Origin of the sequence: Paenibacillus sp. GCM10027627 (assembly GCF_042675505.1) — a bacterium.
Classification (GTDB): Bacteria; Bacillota; Bacilli; order Paenibacillales; family Paenibacillaceae; genus Pristimantibacillus.
In genome coordinates, this window is sequence record NZ_JBHTHB010000004.1 from 516389 (window position 1) to 532499 (window position 16111).

At 48.2% G+C, this 16111-nt stretch carries 17 protein-coding genes and 1 riboswitch; of the genes, 9 read left to right on the top strand and 8 right to left on the bottom strand.

The features are described 5' to 3' along the window. Positions 1-110: 110 nt before the first annotated feature. Both ACFQZE_RS16875 and ACFQZE_RS16880 read left to right on the top strand, forming a co-directional pair. Entirely contained in the window at positions 111-485 is a 375-nt protein-coding gene (locus ACFQZE_RS16875) for a DUF3992 domain-containing protein (protein WP_379359068.1), read from the top strand. A 44-nt stretch (positions 486-529) separates the two neighbouring features. Further along, a complete protein-coding gene (locus tag ACFQZE_RS16880; RefSeq protein WP_379359070.1) occupies positions 530-868 on the top strand; it encodes a DUF3992 domain-containing protein in 339 nt (112 codons plus the stop codon). 86 nt (positions 869-954) lie between these two features. Here ACFQZE_RS16880 and ACFQZE_RS16885 read toward each other — a convergent pair whose 3' ends face one another. Next, positions 955-1560: an S-Ena type endospore appendage gene (locus ACFQZE_RS16885; protein ID WP_379359072.1), complete on the bottom strand. Its 606-nt coding sequence runs from the start codon at positions 1558-1560 to the stop codon at positions 955-957. A 119-nt stretch (positions 1561-1679) separates the two neighbouring features. Then, positions 1680-3137, bottom strand: coding sequence for a hypothetical protein (locus tag ACFQZE_RS16890; RefSeq protein ID WP_379359074.1), 1458 nt, complete (start codon positions 3135-3137; stop codon positions 1680-1682). A 261-nt stretch (positions 3138-3398) separates the two neighbouring features. On the opposite strand from ACFQZE_RS16890, the gene ACFQZE_RS16895 reads away from it, so the two are divergent. After that, a complete protein-coding gene (locus ACFQZE_RS16895) occupies positions 3399-4112 on the top strand; it encodes an ankyrin repeat domain-containing protein (RefSeq protein ID WP_379359076.1) in 714 nt (237 codons plus the stop codon). A 184-nt stretch (positions 4113-4296) separates the two neighbouring features. Here ACFQZE_RS16895 and ACFQZE_RS16900 read toward each other — a convergent pair whose 3' ends face one another. From ACFQZE_RS16900 to ACFQZE_RS16910, 3 genes are all read right to left on the bottom strand, one after another. Next, positions 4297-5181: a DUF6999 family protein gene (locus ACFQZE_RS16900; RefSeq protein ID WP_379359078.1), complete on the bottom strand. Its 885-nt coding sequence runs from the start codon at positions 5179-5181 to the stop codon at positions 4297-4299. After that, the gene (locus ACFQZE_RS16905) at positions 5178-7046 is read right to left on the bottom strand and encodes a 3-oxoacyl-[acyl-carrier-protein] synthase III C-terminal domain-containing protein (RefSeq protein ID WP_379359080.1); all 1869 of its coding nucleotides are present in this window, start codon (positions 7044-7046) and stop codon (positions 5178-5180) included. Before ACFQZE_RS16905 ends, ACFQZE_RS16900 begins: the two co-directional genes overlap by 4 nt. A gap of 175 nt (positions 7047-7221) precedes the next feature. Next, positions 7222-8520: an NCS2 family permease gene (locus ACFQZE_RS16910; RefSeq protein WP_379359082.1), complete on the bottom strand. Its 1299-nt coding sequence runs from the start codon at positions 8518-8520 to the stop codon at positions 7222-7224. 59 nt (positions 8521-8579) lie between these two features. Further along, a riboswitch (purine riboswitch) is annotated at positions 8580-8679 on the bottom strand. 232 nt (positions 8680-8911) lie between these two features. On the opposite strand from ACFQZE_RS16910, the gene ACFQZE_RS16915 reads away from it, so the two are divergent. Then, a complete protein-coding gene (locus ACFQZE_RS16915) occupies positions 8912-9205 on the top strand; it encodes a hypothetical protein (protein ID WP_379359084.1) in 294 nt (97 codons plus the stop codon). Between the two features lie 116 nt (positions 9206-9321). Here the strand turns inward: ACFQZE_RS16915 and ACFQZE_RS16920 are convergent, their stop codons facing one another. Next, entirely contained in the window at positions 9322-9696 is a 375-nt protein-coding gene (locus ACFQZE_RS16920) for a PH domain-containing protein (RefSeq protein ID WP_379359086.1), read from the bottom strand. A gap of 120 nt (positions 9697-9816) precedes the next feature. Then, on the bottom strand, positions 9817-11247 hold the full coding sequence (locus ACFQZE_RS16925) for a PepSY-associated TM helix domain-containing protein (RefSeq protein ID WP_379359088.1): 1431 nt from the start codon (positions 11245-11247) through the stop codon (positions 9817-9819). A gap of 210 nt (positions 11248-11457) precedes the next feature. Between ACFQZE_RS16925 and ACFQZE_RS16930 the strand changes: the two genes are divergently transcribed. The 3 genes from ACFQZE_RS16930 (at position 11458) to ACFQZE_RS16940 (ending at position 13767) form a co-directional block, all read left to right on the top strand. Next, entirely contained in the window at positions 11458-11853 is a 396-nt protein-coding gene (locus tag ACFQZE_RS16930) for a VOC family protein (protein ID WP_379359090.1), read from the top strand. 33 nt (positions 11854-11886) lie between these two features. Continuing rightward, positions 11887-12693, top strand: coding sequence for a helix-turn-helix domain-containing protein (locus ACFQZE_RS16935; protein WP_379359092.1), 807 nt, complete (start codon positions 11887-11889; stop codon positions 12691-12693). An 81-nt stretch (positions 12694-12774) separates the two neighbouring features. After that, positions 12775-13767: a proline dehydrogenase family protein gene (locus ACFQZE_RS16940; RefSeq protein ID WP_379359094.1), complete on the top strand. Its 993-nt coding sequence runs from the start codon at positions 12775-12777 to the stop codon at positions 13765-13767. Positions 13768-13885: 118 nt separating this feature from the next. Here ACFQZE_RS16940 and ACFQZE_RS16945 read toward each other — a convergent pair whose 3' ends face one another. Next, entirely contained in the window at positions 13886-14242 is a 357-nt protein-coding gene (locus ACFQZE_RS16945) for a winged helix-turn-helix transcriptional regulator (RefSeq protein ID WP_379359096.1), read from the bottom strand. A 198-nt stretch (positions 14243-14440) separates the two neighbouring features. On the opposite strand from ACFQZE_RS16945, the gene ACFQZE_RS16950 reads away from it, so the two are divergent. After that, the gene (locus ACFQZE_RS16950) at positions 14441-15088 is read left to right on the top strand and encodes a nitroreductase family protein (RefSeq protein ID WP_379359099.1); all 648 of its coding nucleotides are present in this window, start codon (positions 14441-14443) and stop codon (positions 15086-15088) included. A 30-nt stretch (positions 15089-15118) separates the two neighbouring features. Further along, a complete protein-coding gene (locus ACFQZE_RS16955; protein WP_379359102.1) occupies positions 15119-16111 on the top strand; it encodes an LLM class flavin-dependent oxidoreductase in 993 nt (330 codons plus the stop codon).

Below are 16111 nucleotides of genomic sequence, written 5' to 3' on the forward strand. Positions count from 1 at the left end.
GCCTAATAGCCTAGAAAACAACTAAATCTTTACTAGAGAGGCAACTGTCCAAGCGAACAAACGGCTATTCGCATTGAATAGTTTAGAAAATCAAATAGGAGGGATATCCCTTGGCATGCAATACAACCGATTCCACACTAACCTGCTGCGCCGATCAAAATTATGTTCAAGATAAAGTATGTGCGCCATGGAGCGGAACAGTTGTGGCGACCGACGTCGAAATTGTCGTTTTTACGAACAATATTAATCAAAATATCGTCGGAACCGGATATGTTCAGTACGATGTAGGCCCGGACGATATTACGGTTGATTTTCTCGACAGTGCGGGCAACCCAATCAACGCCGCTCCTATTACGGTGGAAGCTGGAACGAGCCTCGCTTTTACGTATCGCCGCTTTAGCGCCATTCAAATCACATTGCCGGGCGCAACCGCCGGAACTTATCAGGGTGAATTTTGTATTACGACGCGTTATACGATTCAGTAGTTTAGATCCCCTTACTAAGATGACGAATAGGAGGTTCATTCTACATGTGCAATACTACTTCGCTCAGCTGCTGCTCGGACAAAACGATTGTACAGGATAAAGTGTGTACCAACTGGCAATTAACCGCTGCCGGCACGCAAACGATTTATTCCGATAATATCTCTCAAATCATTAGCGGTACAGGATATGTAAAATATGAAACGGGCACCGGAACGCTAACTGTCAATTTCCTTAGAACAGGTGTAGTCGCGCCATTGCAGACCATAACCATTCCAGCTGGCGGAAGCGCCTCGTTTACGGTTGCAAAATTCAATACCATCACTTTGACTTCAACTGCGGCCGCTACAGGAGAATTTTGTATTACGGTCCGCTATAGTCTGTAGCCCGGCTTGCTGCTCTCATAACGTTTGATGAGCAAATGCGGCGCTTCCGCTTAGGAAACGCCGCATTTTATTTTGCTATAAAAATATTATCGAAAAGGTTTGGGCTGTTTCATTTGAAGAGTAGTTGTAATCGAATATCTTCCTTCTACATATGGAAGCTCCTTGCTTTCATCCACAGATACGGAGACCGTGTGCACGTCTTCCCCAATATAGTTGCTCGTATTGCCGGGCTGTATCTTCATACGCACCTTTTCCCGGCCGTTGATCACAACGTTTAAAGCTTGGGTACTGTTGGAGTTGCAAAGAATGGTCACTTGTATGACGGACTTCCTTGATTTTACATCGCATTCCCATATGAGTAATCCCGGTTGGCGGTCTTGAATGAGTATGCTGCCGCAGCACTCTTTTTCAACCACTGTGCTCGGAGGGTCGGCTGGAGGCGGTACGGGATGAGTGCAATGTGTGCAATGCCGGCGGCGCCTCCCGGAGCCATAGTTGTAATGTAGCTTTGGAGGAGCGATATAAGCGGGCAAAAATCCGAATCGGAGCTCTCTGCGAGTCTCCCTCCGCCTAGTGCGGCTCTCGGGCGACCCATTGAACTCGGCCTGAGAAGGAGCTGAAGCCCCAGAGCGGGAGCACTTTCTGGGCGAAGTTGAATGGCTTTGCCCGGATTGTTTTTTCTTTTTCAGCATCCTCCCCCCCTCTGACCGCCGACTTGAATCTAATCCCTTCTATTATTAAATGTAAGTAGGCCGCATAACGTCCTTGCTATTGTTCAATAATCGAAAAAGTGGTTGCTTGCCTAGAATAGTTACGTCATCTCATGGAGCGACCAGACGATCCCATTGACGGCGCCGGTTCCTAAATTAAGGGCAATCGTCAAACCATTGGCGTTATAAAACAACCCTATGACATCCCCCGCAGACAACTGAAACTCTCCCGCGAGTGTGACCGCGCCGCTGCCGAGAATGACTCTGAGCGTGAGCAATAAAACAATGTTTACATTAAGGATAGGCAGCAATCCTGTAACCAGATTTGTTGCGGTAGGAGAGGTTCTTTGTATAGCAAAATAAGGGAATATCGCAGCGCCAAGTCCTGCTGTTACAGCTACGGTCGTGGCGAAGTTAATGGTCGCTGAAATCGAATATCGACCCGTAGTTGGAACCGTATAGTTTCCGGTCGTTGGATTAAAACTGGCGCTTGTATAATAGGGATTAGCCACTGACCAGTTCGTAAGCTGTGCGCTTGTCGATACCGACACCGTCGCTAAAAATGCGGAAAAGCCTTCTATCATCACATTTGGGCCCGTCGCGCCTGTTGCACCGGTGGCTCCTGTTGGACCAGTTGGGCCAGTGGCTCCTGTTGGACCAGTTGCACCTGTAGCTCCGGTCGCTCCAGTGTTTCCTGTTGGACCGGTTGGGCCGGTCGCACCCGTTGCTCCAGTGATCCCTGTTGGACCGGTTGGACCGGTCGCACCCGTTGCTCCAGTAATCCCTGTTGGACCGGTTGGGCCCGTTGCTCCCGTTGGGCCGGTCGGACCGGTTACACCTGTTACTCCTGTTGCACCTGTCGCACCCGTTGGACCAGTTGGACCCGTTGCTCCTGTCGCTCCTGTTTCACCAGTCGGGCCGGTCGCACCCGTTACTCCTGTTGGGCCTGTCGGACCCGTTGCACCCGTGACTCCTGTTGCACCTGTCGCACCCGTTGGGCCCGTTGCACCCGTCGCTCCTGTTACACCTGTCGCACCCGTCGCACCCGTTGCTCCTGTCGCTCCTGTTTCACCAGTCGGGCCGGTCGCACCCGTGACTCCTGTTGGGCCTGTCGGACCCGTTGCACCCGTTACTCCTGTTGCACCTGTCGCACCCGTCGCTCCCGTTGCACCCGTTGCTCCTGTCGCTCCTGTTTCACCAGTCGGGCCGGTCGCACCCGTTACTCCTGTTGGGCCAGTCGGACCCGTTGCACCCGTTACTCCTGTTGCACCTGTAGCACCCGTCGCTCCCGTTGGACCAGTTGGGCCTGTCGGACCCGTTGCTCCTGTTTCACCAGTCGGACCCGTTGCCCCTGTCGCTCCTGTTTCACCAGTCGGTCCGGTCGCCCCAGTGGCTCCCGTTGGGCCAGTCGGACCAATTACACTCGTTGGACACCCGCAGCTTAGCGGCATGACACACGCGCACTTGCCATGCTTGACTGAACGGGCATCCAGCGTGGTATCCTCCATAAAAGCTTTTTTATACTTCGATACGGAATCGTTTGACTGACTCGGTCCCATAAAATTAAACCTCCTAATACGCTGCCTCTGCACGTATTCTCTCTTTCAGTACATGCATTTCCTCTTAATTCGGACTGTGCGAACGAACCAAATAAATAGATTAAGAGATAACTGTCCAGATGGAGGCTCCTTTCACGAGGCCAAAAGTTTATTCTTTTTTAATATCTTTGTTGCAAGACGTTTACATCTTTCTGCTATCCTTAATCTAACGAAAAAGGAATTAGTCCATACCATTATTCCAAAAGAAAGGATGGGGACGCTATGCTGCGTTTTTTGGCCATACTGCTGCCTCTACTCCTGACGGGGTGTCAAGCCGATACGGCGCTGACAACAGACGCAGGTCAGCAAGCAGCCCTTACGGTGAACGACTCTATGAATAACCTAAATGCCAGTTTATTAGCAGCAGCTGAACAAGGAAACGAAGCTTCTATTTTAAAATCGCTTGCCTATGGCGCCAATATCAATGCTCAAGACCAACATGGAAGAACTGCTGCGATGATTGCCGTCCATACGAATCGCCTCTCCATTTTTAACCTACTGGTTGAAAAAGGGGCAGATATCAATATCCGCGACAATCGTTCCGACAATCCGTTGCTTTATTCAGGTGCGGAAGGCATGTTGCCTTTTGTTCAGGCCGCTATCGCCGCAGGAGCGGATACGACTCTGACAAATCGCTATGGCGGTACTGCTTTAATTCCGGCTGCGGATCGCGGGCACGTCGACATTGTAAAAGAATTGCTGACTACCTCCGATGTCAATATTGATCATGTGAATAAATTAGGTTGGACCGCCCTTCTTGAAGCGGTCATATTAGGAGATGGCGGGGCGAAGCATCAAGCTATCGTTGACTTGCTTATTGAACATGGTGCCGATGTCAATTTGGCCGATTCCCAAGGAGTTACTCCCTTGCAGCACGCCAAAAACCGCCATTTCGAAAATATGGCTAACAGCTTGAAACAAGCGGGCGCGAAGTAACCATTTCTAATATGAAAATCCCTCAATTTCAATACGAGCATCAAAAATAGAGCCCCTTCGCTAGGGGCTCTTTCTAATAATCTCTATTTTATTGATCAAAACTGACCCAATTGCAACATTCTCTATTTGCTTCTTTTAGTTGCCACCTTTGCCTTTGCTTCTAGCTACCGCTTTGCATTTGCTTTTAGTTGCCATTGTGCAACTGTTTTTGCTTAAGCTCCACCAGCAAAGCATGAAGCTGTTCCGTAGCCAGCCCGTGCAGCACTAGCCGGAAGCCCGCTCTTAACGTGGACAGCGGCACCATGGGATGTTTGTTGTTGATCAGGGCAAGCCGGTCGTTGTTGCCAATGACTTTTGAGGCCAAAATGCCGACGGTTTCGTCCAGCTGCAGCGAGTTGGTTGCCCGCCAGAAGTCGTTGTCCGTCAAGAAAAACTGATAGACCGGTGTAAAACATTCAATAGCCGTCGTTAAATCGAGAAAATTAGTCCACCGTTTCGGCATCGACTCAATTGGAATTTTCCCCGACGTAATCGCATTGAAGTTGAGCCGCTCTTGCTTCGTGACATCGAGATTTTTGCGGCGCAGCTCATTGTTGAGATTAATAATGAAATTGTACAAATTCAAATCGTGAATCAGGAACAAATCGTCTTTGACGGGCTCCAAATTAATCGGCTTCAAAGGATTCATCGTAATGTCGACGCCCGGCACATTGTCCCGTATAAATTGCAGCACCTCCGACCCGAGGTAAAAATGCCGTAAAATCATCGTATTGGCGCTTGGGCTTACAAAAGTCTTCATTCCCCAATACAATACGCGATGCAAAGCCCTCGACGAGGTAAACGCCTTAGGTACGATGCTTTTGTAAATTTGCAAAAAAATGATCATCAACCGGGCCAGCGGCTTCAATACGGGAAGCAGAAATTGTCGGGTTTTGCTGGAGCAATCCTGCAAATAAAGCGCTTTGGCCTCCTCGTTAAACGGTATGCTTCTGTCCAAATAAAAGGCGAGAAACGGATTGGGATCGTCCTTGTCATGCGGCATTTGTTCATAAACATTAAGCTCGCTCATACATTGCCCAATTCCTCAAGCTGCAGGAGGTAAAGCCTAGCCGTCGTTTTGGCCGTTTTGACGATTCTCGCTGCAATCTCCTCCGTCAGCATAGGATGCTGAACGACCGACTCCAGCCGCTCAAAATGTTTTTCGTCCGAGTCGCTATGGTATAGAAGGAACGAGACCTGCTCATCCGTAAGCGACAGTTGGTCGCGGATCATCTCTCCCCAATAACGGGCCATCCGGCAGCCCAATCCTTCAATAATCCACATGGCTCCGATTAAATCGTACGGATTGTCGCGGCTTGCCCGCTGGAATAAGTACGAGGACAACGCCTCGCTGCCGATATTTTTTTGCCCGGACTGAATCGCAGATAAATCACCGCCGACAGCAACATAGTTGCGCTCCAAAATTTGAAAGTCTCTATGTTCATCACGAGCATGAGCAATAAAAGTAGAGCGGAGATCGATATGCTCGATTGCGATATAAGAAGCGGCGCGAGCGATCCATTGCGAACCGTCGATGACTTGCTGACGGATATTTTCCATAAGCGCTTTGTAATCGTCCAAAGTGAACCGGTCCTGATACAGCTTGCGAATAATCGGTACCTGGGCCAGTCTCTGCTCAAAATCAATCCAAACTTGCACGAGCCCGCGAACAAGCTGCGCTTGCACTTCGCTCCCCTGGTTATATTCCAGATGAGGAGCTTCCGGCTCGCGCTCGACAAAACCCTTTGCAGCCGATGCCGTTTCTGCCGAACCTACGACGGTCAGCAGCATAAACGACGTTTGAAATCTGCCGCTTTCCGGCACCATACAAAGCACTTGCTCACCATCGGCAAGTTTGCCGGAGTTCAGCAATTCCTCCAGCATGATATAAATAGAAGCGGCGCCGGTGTTCCCCTTTGTATACAGGTTCGTAAACCATCTTTCCTCTGGGATCATCATCCCGCCCAGTTCCATAAGCCTGAATACTTCATCACGGAAAAAATGAGACGAGTAGTGGCATACCATCCAATCGATCGAGTTCGGATGAACGAGCCCTTGCTCCACCAGCTCCATAAATCGGCTAACGCCAAGCACCGGCATCTCGTTCACAAGACGGACATCCTGCTTCAAATTAATGGCGCCTTCGTCCGCCGCCTCGTGAATCGACCGGTAGTCAAGCCACGAAGACTTGCTCTCACGCTCTTTATTCCTTCCTGCATACATACAGGTCTCATATACGTTGGCATACGATTTATTGTCAATCCATTCGATACGCAGCGATTGGCCATGCTTAGACGGTTTATTTTGCAAAACAGCCGCACCCGCCCCGTCAGACAGCATAAATCTTAAAAAATCCGTTTCGAAGGACAGAGCCTTTTCACTATACGCCTTCTGCGCTTCAAATCGGGTATGTTTAAAAGCCCGGCTCGGAAACTCACTCGCACAAGAAACGGCATTATCATGCTCACCCGACTGGACATGCAGGAAGGCGTTTTTTAGCGCATGCATTCCGCTGGCGCATACACCGTGATGAGTCGCGATTTCCATAACGGGCAAGGCCGTCTCCGCATGAACCATGCTGGCAAAGCCCGGAACGAGCAGATCGCCTTGAGTTGTAGCCGCCGCCAGAAATCCGATGCCGCTCTCCACTGCCCCACCGCTTCGTTCCAGGGCATCGCGAATCGCATAAGCGGCCATTTCCGCATTGGTATAAAGGCTATTTTGCTCCTTGTCCATGGCGTAGTAACGATATTGGATGCCGTTTTGCTCTAAAATGCGGCGTTTAGCTTTAGACGGCTTTCCGCCTATTTGACCAAGATAGTCTTCCATATCCTCATTGCTTACAGGCTCCCCCGGCAAAAACTTGCCCAAACCAGTCAAATATACCGAATTCATACAACACCCCATCTCTTTGTGATAGGTTCATTATTATTGGAATTTGATGGTTCGAATAGTACCAATTAACTATAGTACCGTGTTCTCGAAGAGGGTTTTCCCTTGGCAAAATAAAAAAACGGAAGCCTGTTACGGCCTCCGCTTCGCTTTCGTTTTTATTTACAATCTGAATGTGTTAATGGCCAAAAAAGACGAGCTGAATCAAGAACAGAACCGCAAATAGGTAAAAAATCGGATGAACTTCGCGCCACTTGCCCTTTACGGCTTTTAGGATAGGATAAGCGATAAAGCCAACGCCGATGCCTGTAGCGATGCTATAGGTGAGCGGCATAAGGACAATGATCAAAAACGCAGGGAATACCACTTCAAAGTCGCTCCAATCGATTTTGGAAACAACGCTAATCATAAGGAAACCAACAATAATGAGCGCAGGCGCCGTAATCGCCGGAATAGCCGCAAGCACCGATACGATTGGGGAGAAAAATAACGTAAGCCCCAGCAGCAAGCTGACCGTCACAGCCGTCAGTCCCGTTCTTCCACCTACGGCAACGCCCGCACTGGATTCGATATACGCCGAGGTTGGGCTTGTCCCAAGCACCGCGCCTGCCGAAGTACCGACCGCATCCGCCAGCAGAGCTCCTCTTGAACGCGGAAACTTGCCATTTTTCACAAGGCCCGCTTGCTCCGCCACGCCAAGCATCGTCCCTGTCGTATCGAATAGCGTAATGAGCAAAAAGGTAAAAATAATCGCATATAGCCCGTTCGAAAATACGCTGCCAATATCCATCTGAAACGCGGTTGCCGATAGGCCGGTTGGCAATGCTACAAACTTGTCAGGCAGCTTGAGCAGTCCCATAAAACCAGCGATAACCGCCGTGATGATCATGCCAATAAACAAGTAGCCTTTTACCCGATAAGACATCAAAATAAGCGAAACAACCAAGCCGATAATCGTGAGCAGCGTCATAGGTTCAGTTAACGAGCCTAGAGTGAGCAGAGTTGCCGGTGAATCCACAATAAGCCCGGAGTTTTGCAAACCGATGAACGTAATGAACAATCCGATACCGACTGTAATCGCATGCTTTAAGCTCTCGGGAATGGAGTCGAGCAGCATATAGCGGAACGAAGTCAACGAAAGCACAATAAACAGCAAACCGGCAACAAAAACGGCTCCAAGCGCAGTTTGCCAGGAAAGGCCTTCCCCTCCGACAACGCTAAACGCAAAATATGCATTAAGGCCCATGCCCGGCGCTATGACGATCGGATAGTTAGAGAAAATACCCATAATGAGCGTACCGATTATGCTTGCCAGAACCGTCGCTACAAAGACGCCATGAAAGTCCATTCCCGCTTGGCTCAAAATGCCGGGGTTAACAATGACGATATACACCATCGTAAAAAAGGTGGTCAGTCCCGCGAGCAGCTCCGTCCGAACCGTAGTCCCTCTTTCTTTTAGCTTAAACCATGCTTCCATCTACTTTTCCTCCGATGCAAATAATAAAATCCTAACTGCAGCATAAGCCTGCGCAAAAAATAGACGCAGCCTATGCTCGTAGTTAGGATTCTTTGGCTCCTAGTAGAGACCCTCAAACCATATTATTGAGGATATACGAGATGTTCGTTTCCTTCGATAGAATAATCAATTTTTCGGAGCATGTCAACGTCTTTTTTATTATTTTCGAGGCAAAACACGAACTATATCATTATTTAAAATTAAATCATTCGTATATTTTATTCTGCTGAAATGTGTCCAGTCAGCATGACCAATAGAAGAAATCAATTAATCTCCCTATTAATCTATCTATACCATTTTCTTGTCCCTTGAATAGAATGAACTATCTTCGTGATAGAGAGGAGGGATTAGGATGGATGAAGAAATCAGAAGAATCCTCGATTTGGAAAATCTTGGTGAGTTTGAGCGTGCTGCAGAGTTGGAGCGTCTTGAAGAGCTGTTAGCCGAAAGAGATGAGTTCGGACGCTTTGAGGGATGCCGCGGCCGTCGCCGGGAAAGAAGAATTCGCAGATTGAGACGTTTGATCAGACGTCTAAGAAGAGAATTGCGCAGACTCATTAGAGAAGGCGGAAGCCGGAGAGAAATTCGCAGACTGATCCGTTTGATTCGCATTCTTGAGCTCATTTTGCGCAGACTGACGTTCTAATGACGCCTGCAAACCAGCAACAAATCGGATCGGCCTCCTATTCAAAAAACCGTCAGAAGGACTCTAGCTTGAAGGTCCCTCTGACGGTTTTTTCTATTCGTATAGGATATAGCCGTTTAATCGGTCAAAAGTGCGTTGGCAATCAGCTTGTCAAACTTACGGATGTCTACGCCTTTATGCAGCTTTACTTTAATATGCCCTGCACGAGTCCATAATTCAACCTCGGCCGTCCGATCCAGAAATCCTCCCGCATTTTCCGTCGACCACATATTGATTGTGGAATATGGAAGCGAATAAATCTCAACCTTTTTCCCAGTAAGCCCTTGGGCGTCTCTAACAATCAATCTTTTGTTTGTAAAAATAGCTGTATCCCGGAACGTTTTGTAAGCGGCTACTGCCACTTCACCGTTAACCAACAAGTCGTTTACGTCGTGCGGGATCGGACATTCCCCCACCAATACCCACTCTAGAATGCTTTGAGTTACTGCCATCTGCGTAATCCCCCTCATGTCATGGTTGCACGATTAATCGTATTCGACAGGCTCAGACATATTCCTCCTTTTTCCAAAATGAAGAGTTCACCACGCCACACAGCAGAAAAAGCATCCCTCTCAGGATGCTTCTCCTTTATCAATCGTATTTTCGGACTTGCGAGCTCGGTTTACAAGCTTAATTAGCAAATCGATTGCAAGCGCTGCCAACATCGTATAGCCGACTAGCGGCATAAGCAAACCTAATCCAATCGTAATAATAATAACGCCTATGGACAAACGATACCCTTCGAATTTTTTCGGTACGCCGAACGTGCCTTTTTGCCGCCTTTTCCACCACATCGTAATGCCGCTGACCACTATTAAAATAAGCGAGAGGCATACGATCAAGTTCAGCAGCATGTTCGGCCAGCCAAACTGCCTTCCTTCATGCAGCGCGATGCCCGTTTCAATCATTTTGTCAAAGGTGCTGTAATCCTTCCAACGGTAGTCCATCAGAGATTTGCCGCTGTATTGATCCACAGCTACTACCGCATATTCGTTTACGCTGTTCGCCGCCCAGCCTGACAAGGTGATTAAGTAAATCCCTTTTTCATCCTTCGGCATAGCGACCGTATAGCCCGGCTGGATATTGGCATTCGCAGCAAATTGGGCGATATTTTCGATGGGCAGCATGCCCGAGTTGGCGTAGACCGATTCCGGAAGATGAATATTTTCCGCCGCCCACGACGTTTCCGCCACATCCTTGGCCAATTGAACCGATTCGGCGCCTCCGCCCGACCATAAATTTGCAGGAGCGTTGGACAATTTCGCCGCTTCCACGACCGTGTTCAACCGTTCGCCAAACGAGCTGGCCCACGGCAAACCGGTTAAAATTAAAAAGAGAATAAACACCGTCATCCAAAATCCGGTCGAGGCGTGCAAATCCCGCCAAAACAATCTTTTCCCTTGCCTTATACGAACTCGGAATAGAGATAGAAAGCTCGCTTTGTTGCGCGGCCAATAGAGATACAGCCCGGTAATGAGCAAAATAATGGCCCACGAGGCTGACAGCTCCACTATATTGTCCCCGATTTCGCCTGCCATCACTTCGCCATGCAATAAAACGATAATTTCCATAAGCCGCTTGTCGTTTTGCAGCTCGCCAAGCACTTTTCCCGTGTAGGGATCAACAAAAACGGTGTAGCCTACGCCATCTTTTGAAACTTTTATTTCCGTGGCGCGGTCACGCTCCGGGCGATCCGTAAAGTTTGATATGCTGGCCTCCGGATATAGGTCTTTGACTGCTTTAAGCTGCAAGCTCGGGGCGATCTCCGAATCCCCCGCTTTTACAAAGTGCAGCTCCTTGTCCATCATAGGTTCCAAATAAGGTTTAAATAGATAAATGGCCCCGGTTATCGAGAGCATAATTAACATTGGAGCAAACACGAGGCCCGCGTAAAAATGCCATCTCCACACAAACCGGTAAAGCCCCGGATTTCCTTTCTGTTCCCGTTGCTCCTTTTGTTCCTTCTGATCTTGCCCATCTTGCACATCTTTCACATTCGACATAAATGCCCCCCTTTTCGACTTTTAAAATACAGATAAAATATAGCAACTTGTCCAGAAATGCACATGACTCGATCGAGCTATATGGAGGGGGAAATTTGTATGTTGCCGTGCATAAATTACTCATTTCTATTAAAACTAAAGCAGGAATATCCACCGGAACAAACAAATTAATGTAGTAGAAACGCAATTCACTGCGATGGGGGTAATATTATGGGAAGATTAGTTCATTTTGAAGTTCATGTGGATGACATGGAGCGTGCCAAAACATTTTACGGAGAGGTATTCGGATGGACATTCGAGGACTGGAGCGACTATGCCGGAGTGCCCTATTTCGGAGCTGTAACTGGCGACGCCAATCAGCCTGGAGTTAACGGGGCTTTAACAAAACGCCGCGGCCCTCGTCCCCAGCCGGGCGAGCCTTTAAACGGTTTTGCCTGTACGATGGGAGTAGCGGATTACGATGCGACAGCAGCTAAAATTTTGAGCCACGGCGGCACAGTCGCAGTGCCTAAACACGCGCTCCCCGGCATGGCGTGGCAAGGCTATTATCATGATTCAGAAGGGAATGTAATCGGTATCCATCAACCTGATGTTAATGCGAAATAAGTTAAATGATTGATTGATAAGGAGTGTACATGAATGGCTGATGTTGCTTTTTACCGAGAAGAGGCATTGCCGTTCCTGGAAGCCAAACGATGCTGGAGGAGCGACCTGGCCTATCAAAAGCATTTCCACGAGGAGTATTCCATCGGATTAATTGACGAAGGCGAAACGCAGGCATGGTGCGAGGGTTCGGTGTGGAACGTGGAGTCGGGTCGAATGATCAGCTTCCCGCCCCACATGCTTCACGCTTGCCAGCCTGCCGAGGATGCCCAGTGGAAATACAAAATGCTGTTTATCAAACCGCTGTGGTTGGAGCAATTGGAGCTTCGTCATCTCGATAAGCTTCGGTTCCCCTTTTTGCTGGAGAAAGACAAAAATAGGTGGTGCAGTGGACTGCTCAATAGGGTCATGGAAGCATTAGCTTCTCCCAGCTCGCCTCTTGAAACGGAAACGGCACTTATTAATTTGGTTCAATCACTCGTTAGCCATGCTGCGGACGACTTAAACCATGAATCGGATGGCGCGCTGGAACAGAAATACGTCGTGAGGGCCAAAGAGTTTATTCATGCCTACTATCAGGATCGAATTACGCTCGACCTTCTGGAGAATGAAACCGGGATCAGCCGTTTTCACCTCATTCGAATGTTTAAAAAGAGCACTCATCTGCCCCCTCACGCTTATCAAAACTTGCTGCGGATCAATCATGCCAAAGCCGCGTTAAAAAACCGGCAGCCTATTGCCGATGTGGCAGCGGATACCGGTTTTTACGATCAGAGCCATTTTGCAAAAGCTTTCTATAAAATCGTGGGAGCAACGCCTCAAGCCTACGCGCTGTCTGTTTAAAACAGAGCAATTTTTTACAATCCTCATTCGATGTCTCTATTTTACACTTACGTGTAGAGAATAAGAGGAGGGAAACACACAGTGAAAAGATTAGACTTGGAAAAAGCCTTTGCAGATGCGATGAAATCTTTAGCCAGACGGGCCGATTTGAAAACGTACGTTGAGCGGACGCCGGCGGTTTACCAGCTTTTGCAACGAGCAGCGGCCAAATATGTTGCGGGCGATCATAGAGAGGCCGGGCTGGAGTCCGCACAACGGCTTTTGGATAAAGGATATCAAGTTTCAATTGAATACATCGGTGAAAATAAATCGGATAGAGCATCCTGCCAAGCGGCCAGGCTGGAGATGAGGAGGCTCATACAAGAGTTAATCGATCGCGGAATGAAGTCTCGAATTTCGTTCGATCTTTCTCATATTGGCTTATCCGTCGACAGTCAGTTGGCCTCGAGCGAGCTCGTTGCTTTAGCCGAGCAAGCAAGCACTGCTGACATTGAACTGTTTATCAGTATGGAGGAATCAGCCAAAACCGAATCGATTCTGTCCATCTACGAGCAGACGGCAGCCCTCTATCCAACTATCGGCATTACGCTTCAAGCACAGTTAAACAGCACCTCCGACTATTTAAACAATTGGACAGCCAACCGTGCCATCCATGGGGAACATTGCGCTAGAAGACTGCGGCTCGTAAAAGGCGCCTATCAGGAGCTTCAGCATGTTGCCATTCCTCGCTCGGATGCTCTGAACGAACGTTATTTGCAGCTCTTAGACGAAGCCATTCATAAAGGTCATCGAGTATCCGTCGCTACCCATGATGAGACTATCATCAATGAAGTGATCAAGCGTGGTTGGGCCCATAAGCCTGGCGTCGAATTCGAAATGTTATACGGAATCCGTCCGGATTTGGGCAGCAGTCTAAAAGCAGCCGGCTTTCCCGTTCGCATTTATCTCACCTACGGCCATGAGTGGTATTTGTATCTATGCCACAGAATTGCCGAATACCCGCCCAACATTTATCAAGCGATCATTGACATCTCGAATGATCGAGCCGTGGATTCAGCAGCGTCTTATGAATGAATGACAACTTGAATAAATAAATAGGGGTGTCCTAAAAGTCATTGAGCAAAGACTTTTAGGCACCCCTATTTATTTTATAGAAAATGCCGCGTTAATCAAAATGCCTCAGCTTGCCTCTTTAAATATCCTCGCTGTTTCTTACAGTGACCTCGCCGTTTGGATACTTGTGCCGGATATAATCTCCACCCCAGTCGCAGAGCACCTTCAACACCTCTTTTAACGACTCCCCGTATTCCGTCAAGGAGTATTCCACTTTAGGCGGCACTTGGTTGTACACCTTCCTAATGACCAGTCCATCCTGCTCCAGCTCTCTCAATTGTTCCGTCAGCATCTTTTGGGTGATCCCGGTTACGAGACGCAGCAATTCTCCCGTTCGAATTGGACCTCGGGTCAAATGATACAAAATATGAGTCTTCCACTTCCCTCCAATGACATCTAAAACGACTTCAATTCGATTGTTATATTGTTTTTCCATAGCGATCTCCTTCACTTCTTCTATAGGTACTTTTCGGTGCCTATATTACAAAAAAGTATCTATATTACGAAAAAGTACGTACTGTTCAATTCTACTGTACTACACCATAATAGGGTTTGTTAACCGCATCCTTGCAAATACAGGCTGGCTTGCATGTGCAAACATGTTCATTTTCATAAATAGTGGAGGTAAAGAAAAATGGAGAAAACAAAATGTACTTCAAATTTTTATGATGTCATTCGGGAGCGCCGTTCCGTACGCTTCTACGACCCTTCGGTTCAAATCTCCGAAGAAGAAATAAAAGAGCTTTTGGAGGAAGCGATGCTTGCTCCGAGCGGAACCAACTTAAACCCTTGGCGGTTCATGGTTTTTACAGACCCGGCACTTAAGGAAAAGCTGCTGCCCATGGCATCCCGCCAACGGCAAGTCGTCGAAGCATCAGCGGTTATTGTTCTGTTCGGCGATATGAATGCCTATACTCGGGACAACGCCGATAAAATCAATCAACGAGCGGTAGAGGCCGGTTTTATGACGGAAGAAATTAAAGACAGAATCAATAACAGTGTACAGGATTATTACGGTTCTGTAAGCGAACAAGTGAAAAATGAATGGCAAATGCTAGATGGCGGTCTGCTCGCTATGCAGCTGATGCTGGCCGCAAAAGCGAGAGGCTACGACACCGTTCCTATGCTTGGATATAGCATCGAGCAATTCCGTAAAGAGTTTAATGTACCTGAAAACCTCACCAACATTTTAATGATTGCAGTTGGCAAAGCAAAAGAAGCCGGTTTTCCAACGGTCAGATTAAGCGCAGATGAAGTGACCTACTGGAATGGGCATTTTTAATGTAGAGTCAGAAAAGAAAGAAGGATCGTTATGAAACTAAGCGTATTGGATCAAACTCCTGTTTCAAATGGGCAAACCCCGCAGCAAACCTTAAAAAATACGGTTGAACTTGCGAAGCTGGGGGATCAATTAGGCTACGAGCGCATTTGGTATTCCGAGCATCACGGCTCCCCCAACCTTGCCAGCGCTTCTCCCGAAATTATGATTGCTCATATCGCGGCGGCAACTAAGAGGATTCGTATTGGCTCTGGCGGCATTATGCTCATGCATTATCCCCCGTTGAAAATGGCTGAAGTGTTTAAAACGCTTGCCTCGCTGCATCCTAATCGGATCGATTTTGGCGTGGGCCGCGCACCTGGCGGAGACCGTTTCTCCACGCATGCTTTGCATGAAGGAAGACAGCCAAATGTGCAAAATGCATATGATAAGCTGGCCGAGACGATGTCGTTTATGACCGAAACGATGCCAGAGGGGCATCTATATAGCAACACGATGGCAGCTCCGGCGGGATCGCCGCTTCCTGAAGTTTGGCTGCTTGGCTCAAGCGGCAACAGTGCCGCGCAAGCTGGTCAATTGGGTATCGGATACTCCTTTGCCCAGTTCATCAGCGGCGGCTTGTCGGCTCCAATGCTCGATGCGTACCGGAATCATTTTAAAGCGTCGCCGTTTCTGGCCTCTCCGCAAGTCAATGTCGGCTACTTTGTTATGGCGGCCGAAACGGATGAAGAAGCGGAATATCATGCAGCGAGCCTGGATTTGAACTTATTGTTTTTGGATAAGGGAATGCCATTCCAAATATTTTCTCCAGAAGAAGCGCTCAATTATTCTTATACAGAACTGGACAAAATGCATATCCAAAGGAATCGCAGCCGCTTTCTGGTCGGTAGCGCTAAAAACGTCGCAGACACGCTGCGCGAGCATGATGAGAAGTTTGGCATTTCCGAAGCTGTCATCAGCACAATTAGCCACAGCCATGAAGCAAGGCTGCTATCGTACCGTTTGCTTGCTAAAGAACTTTTGTAA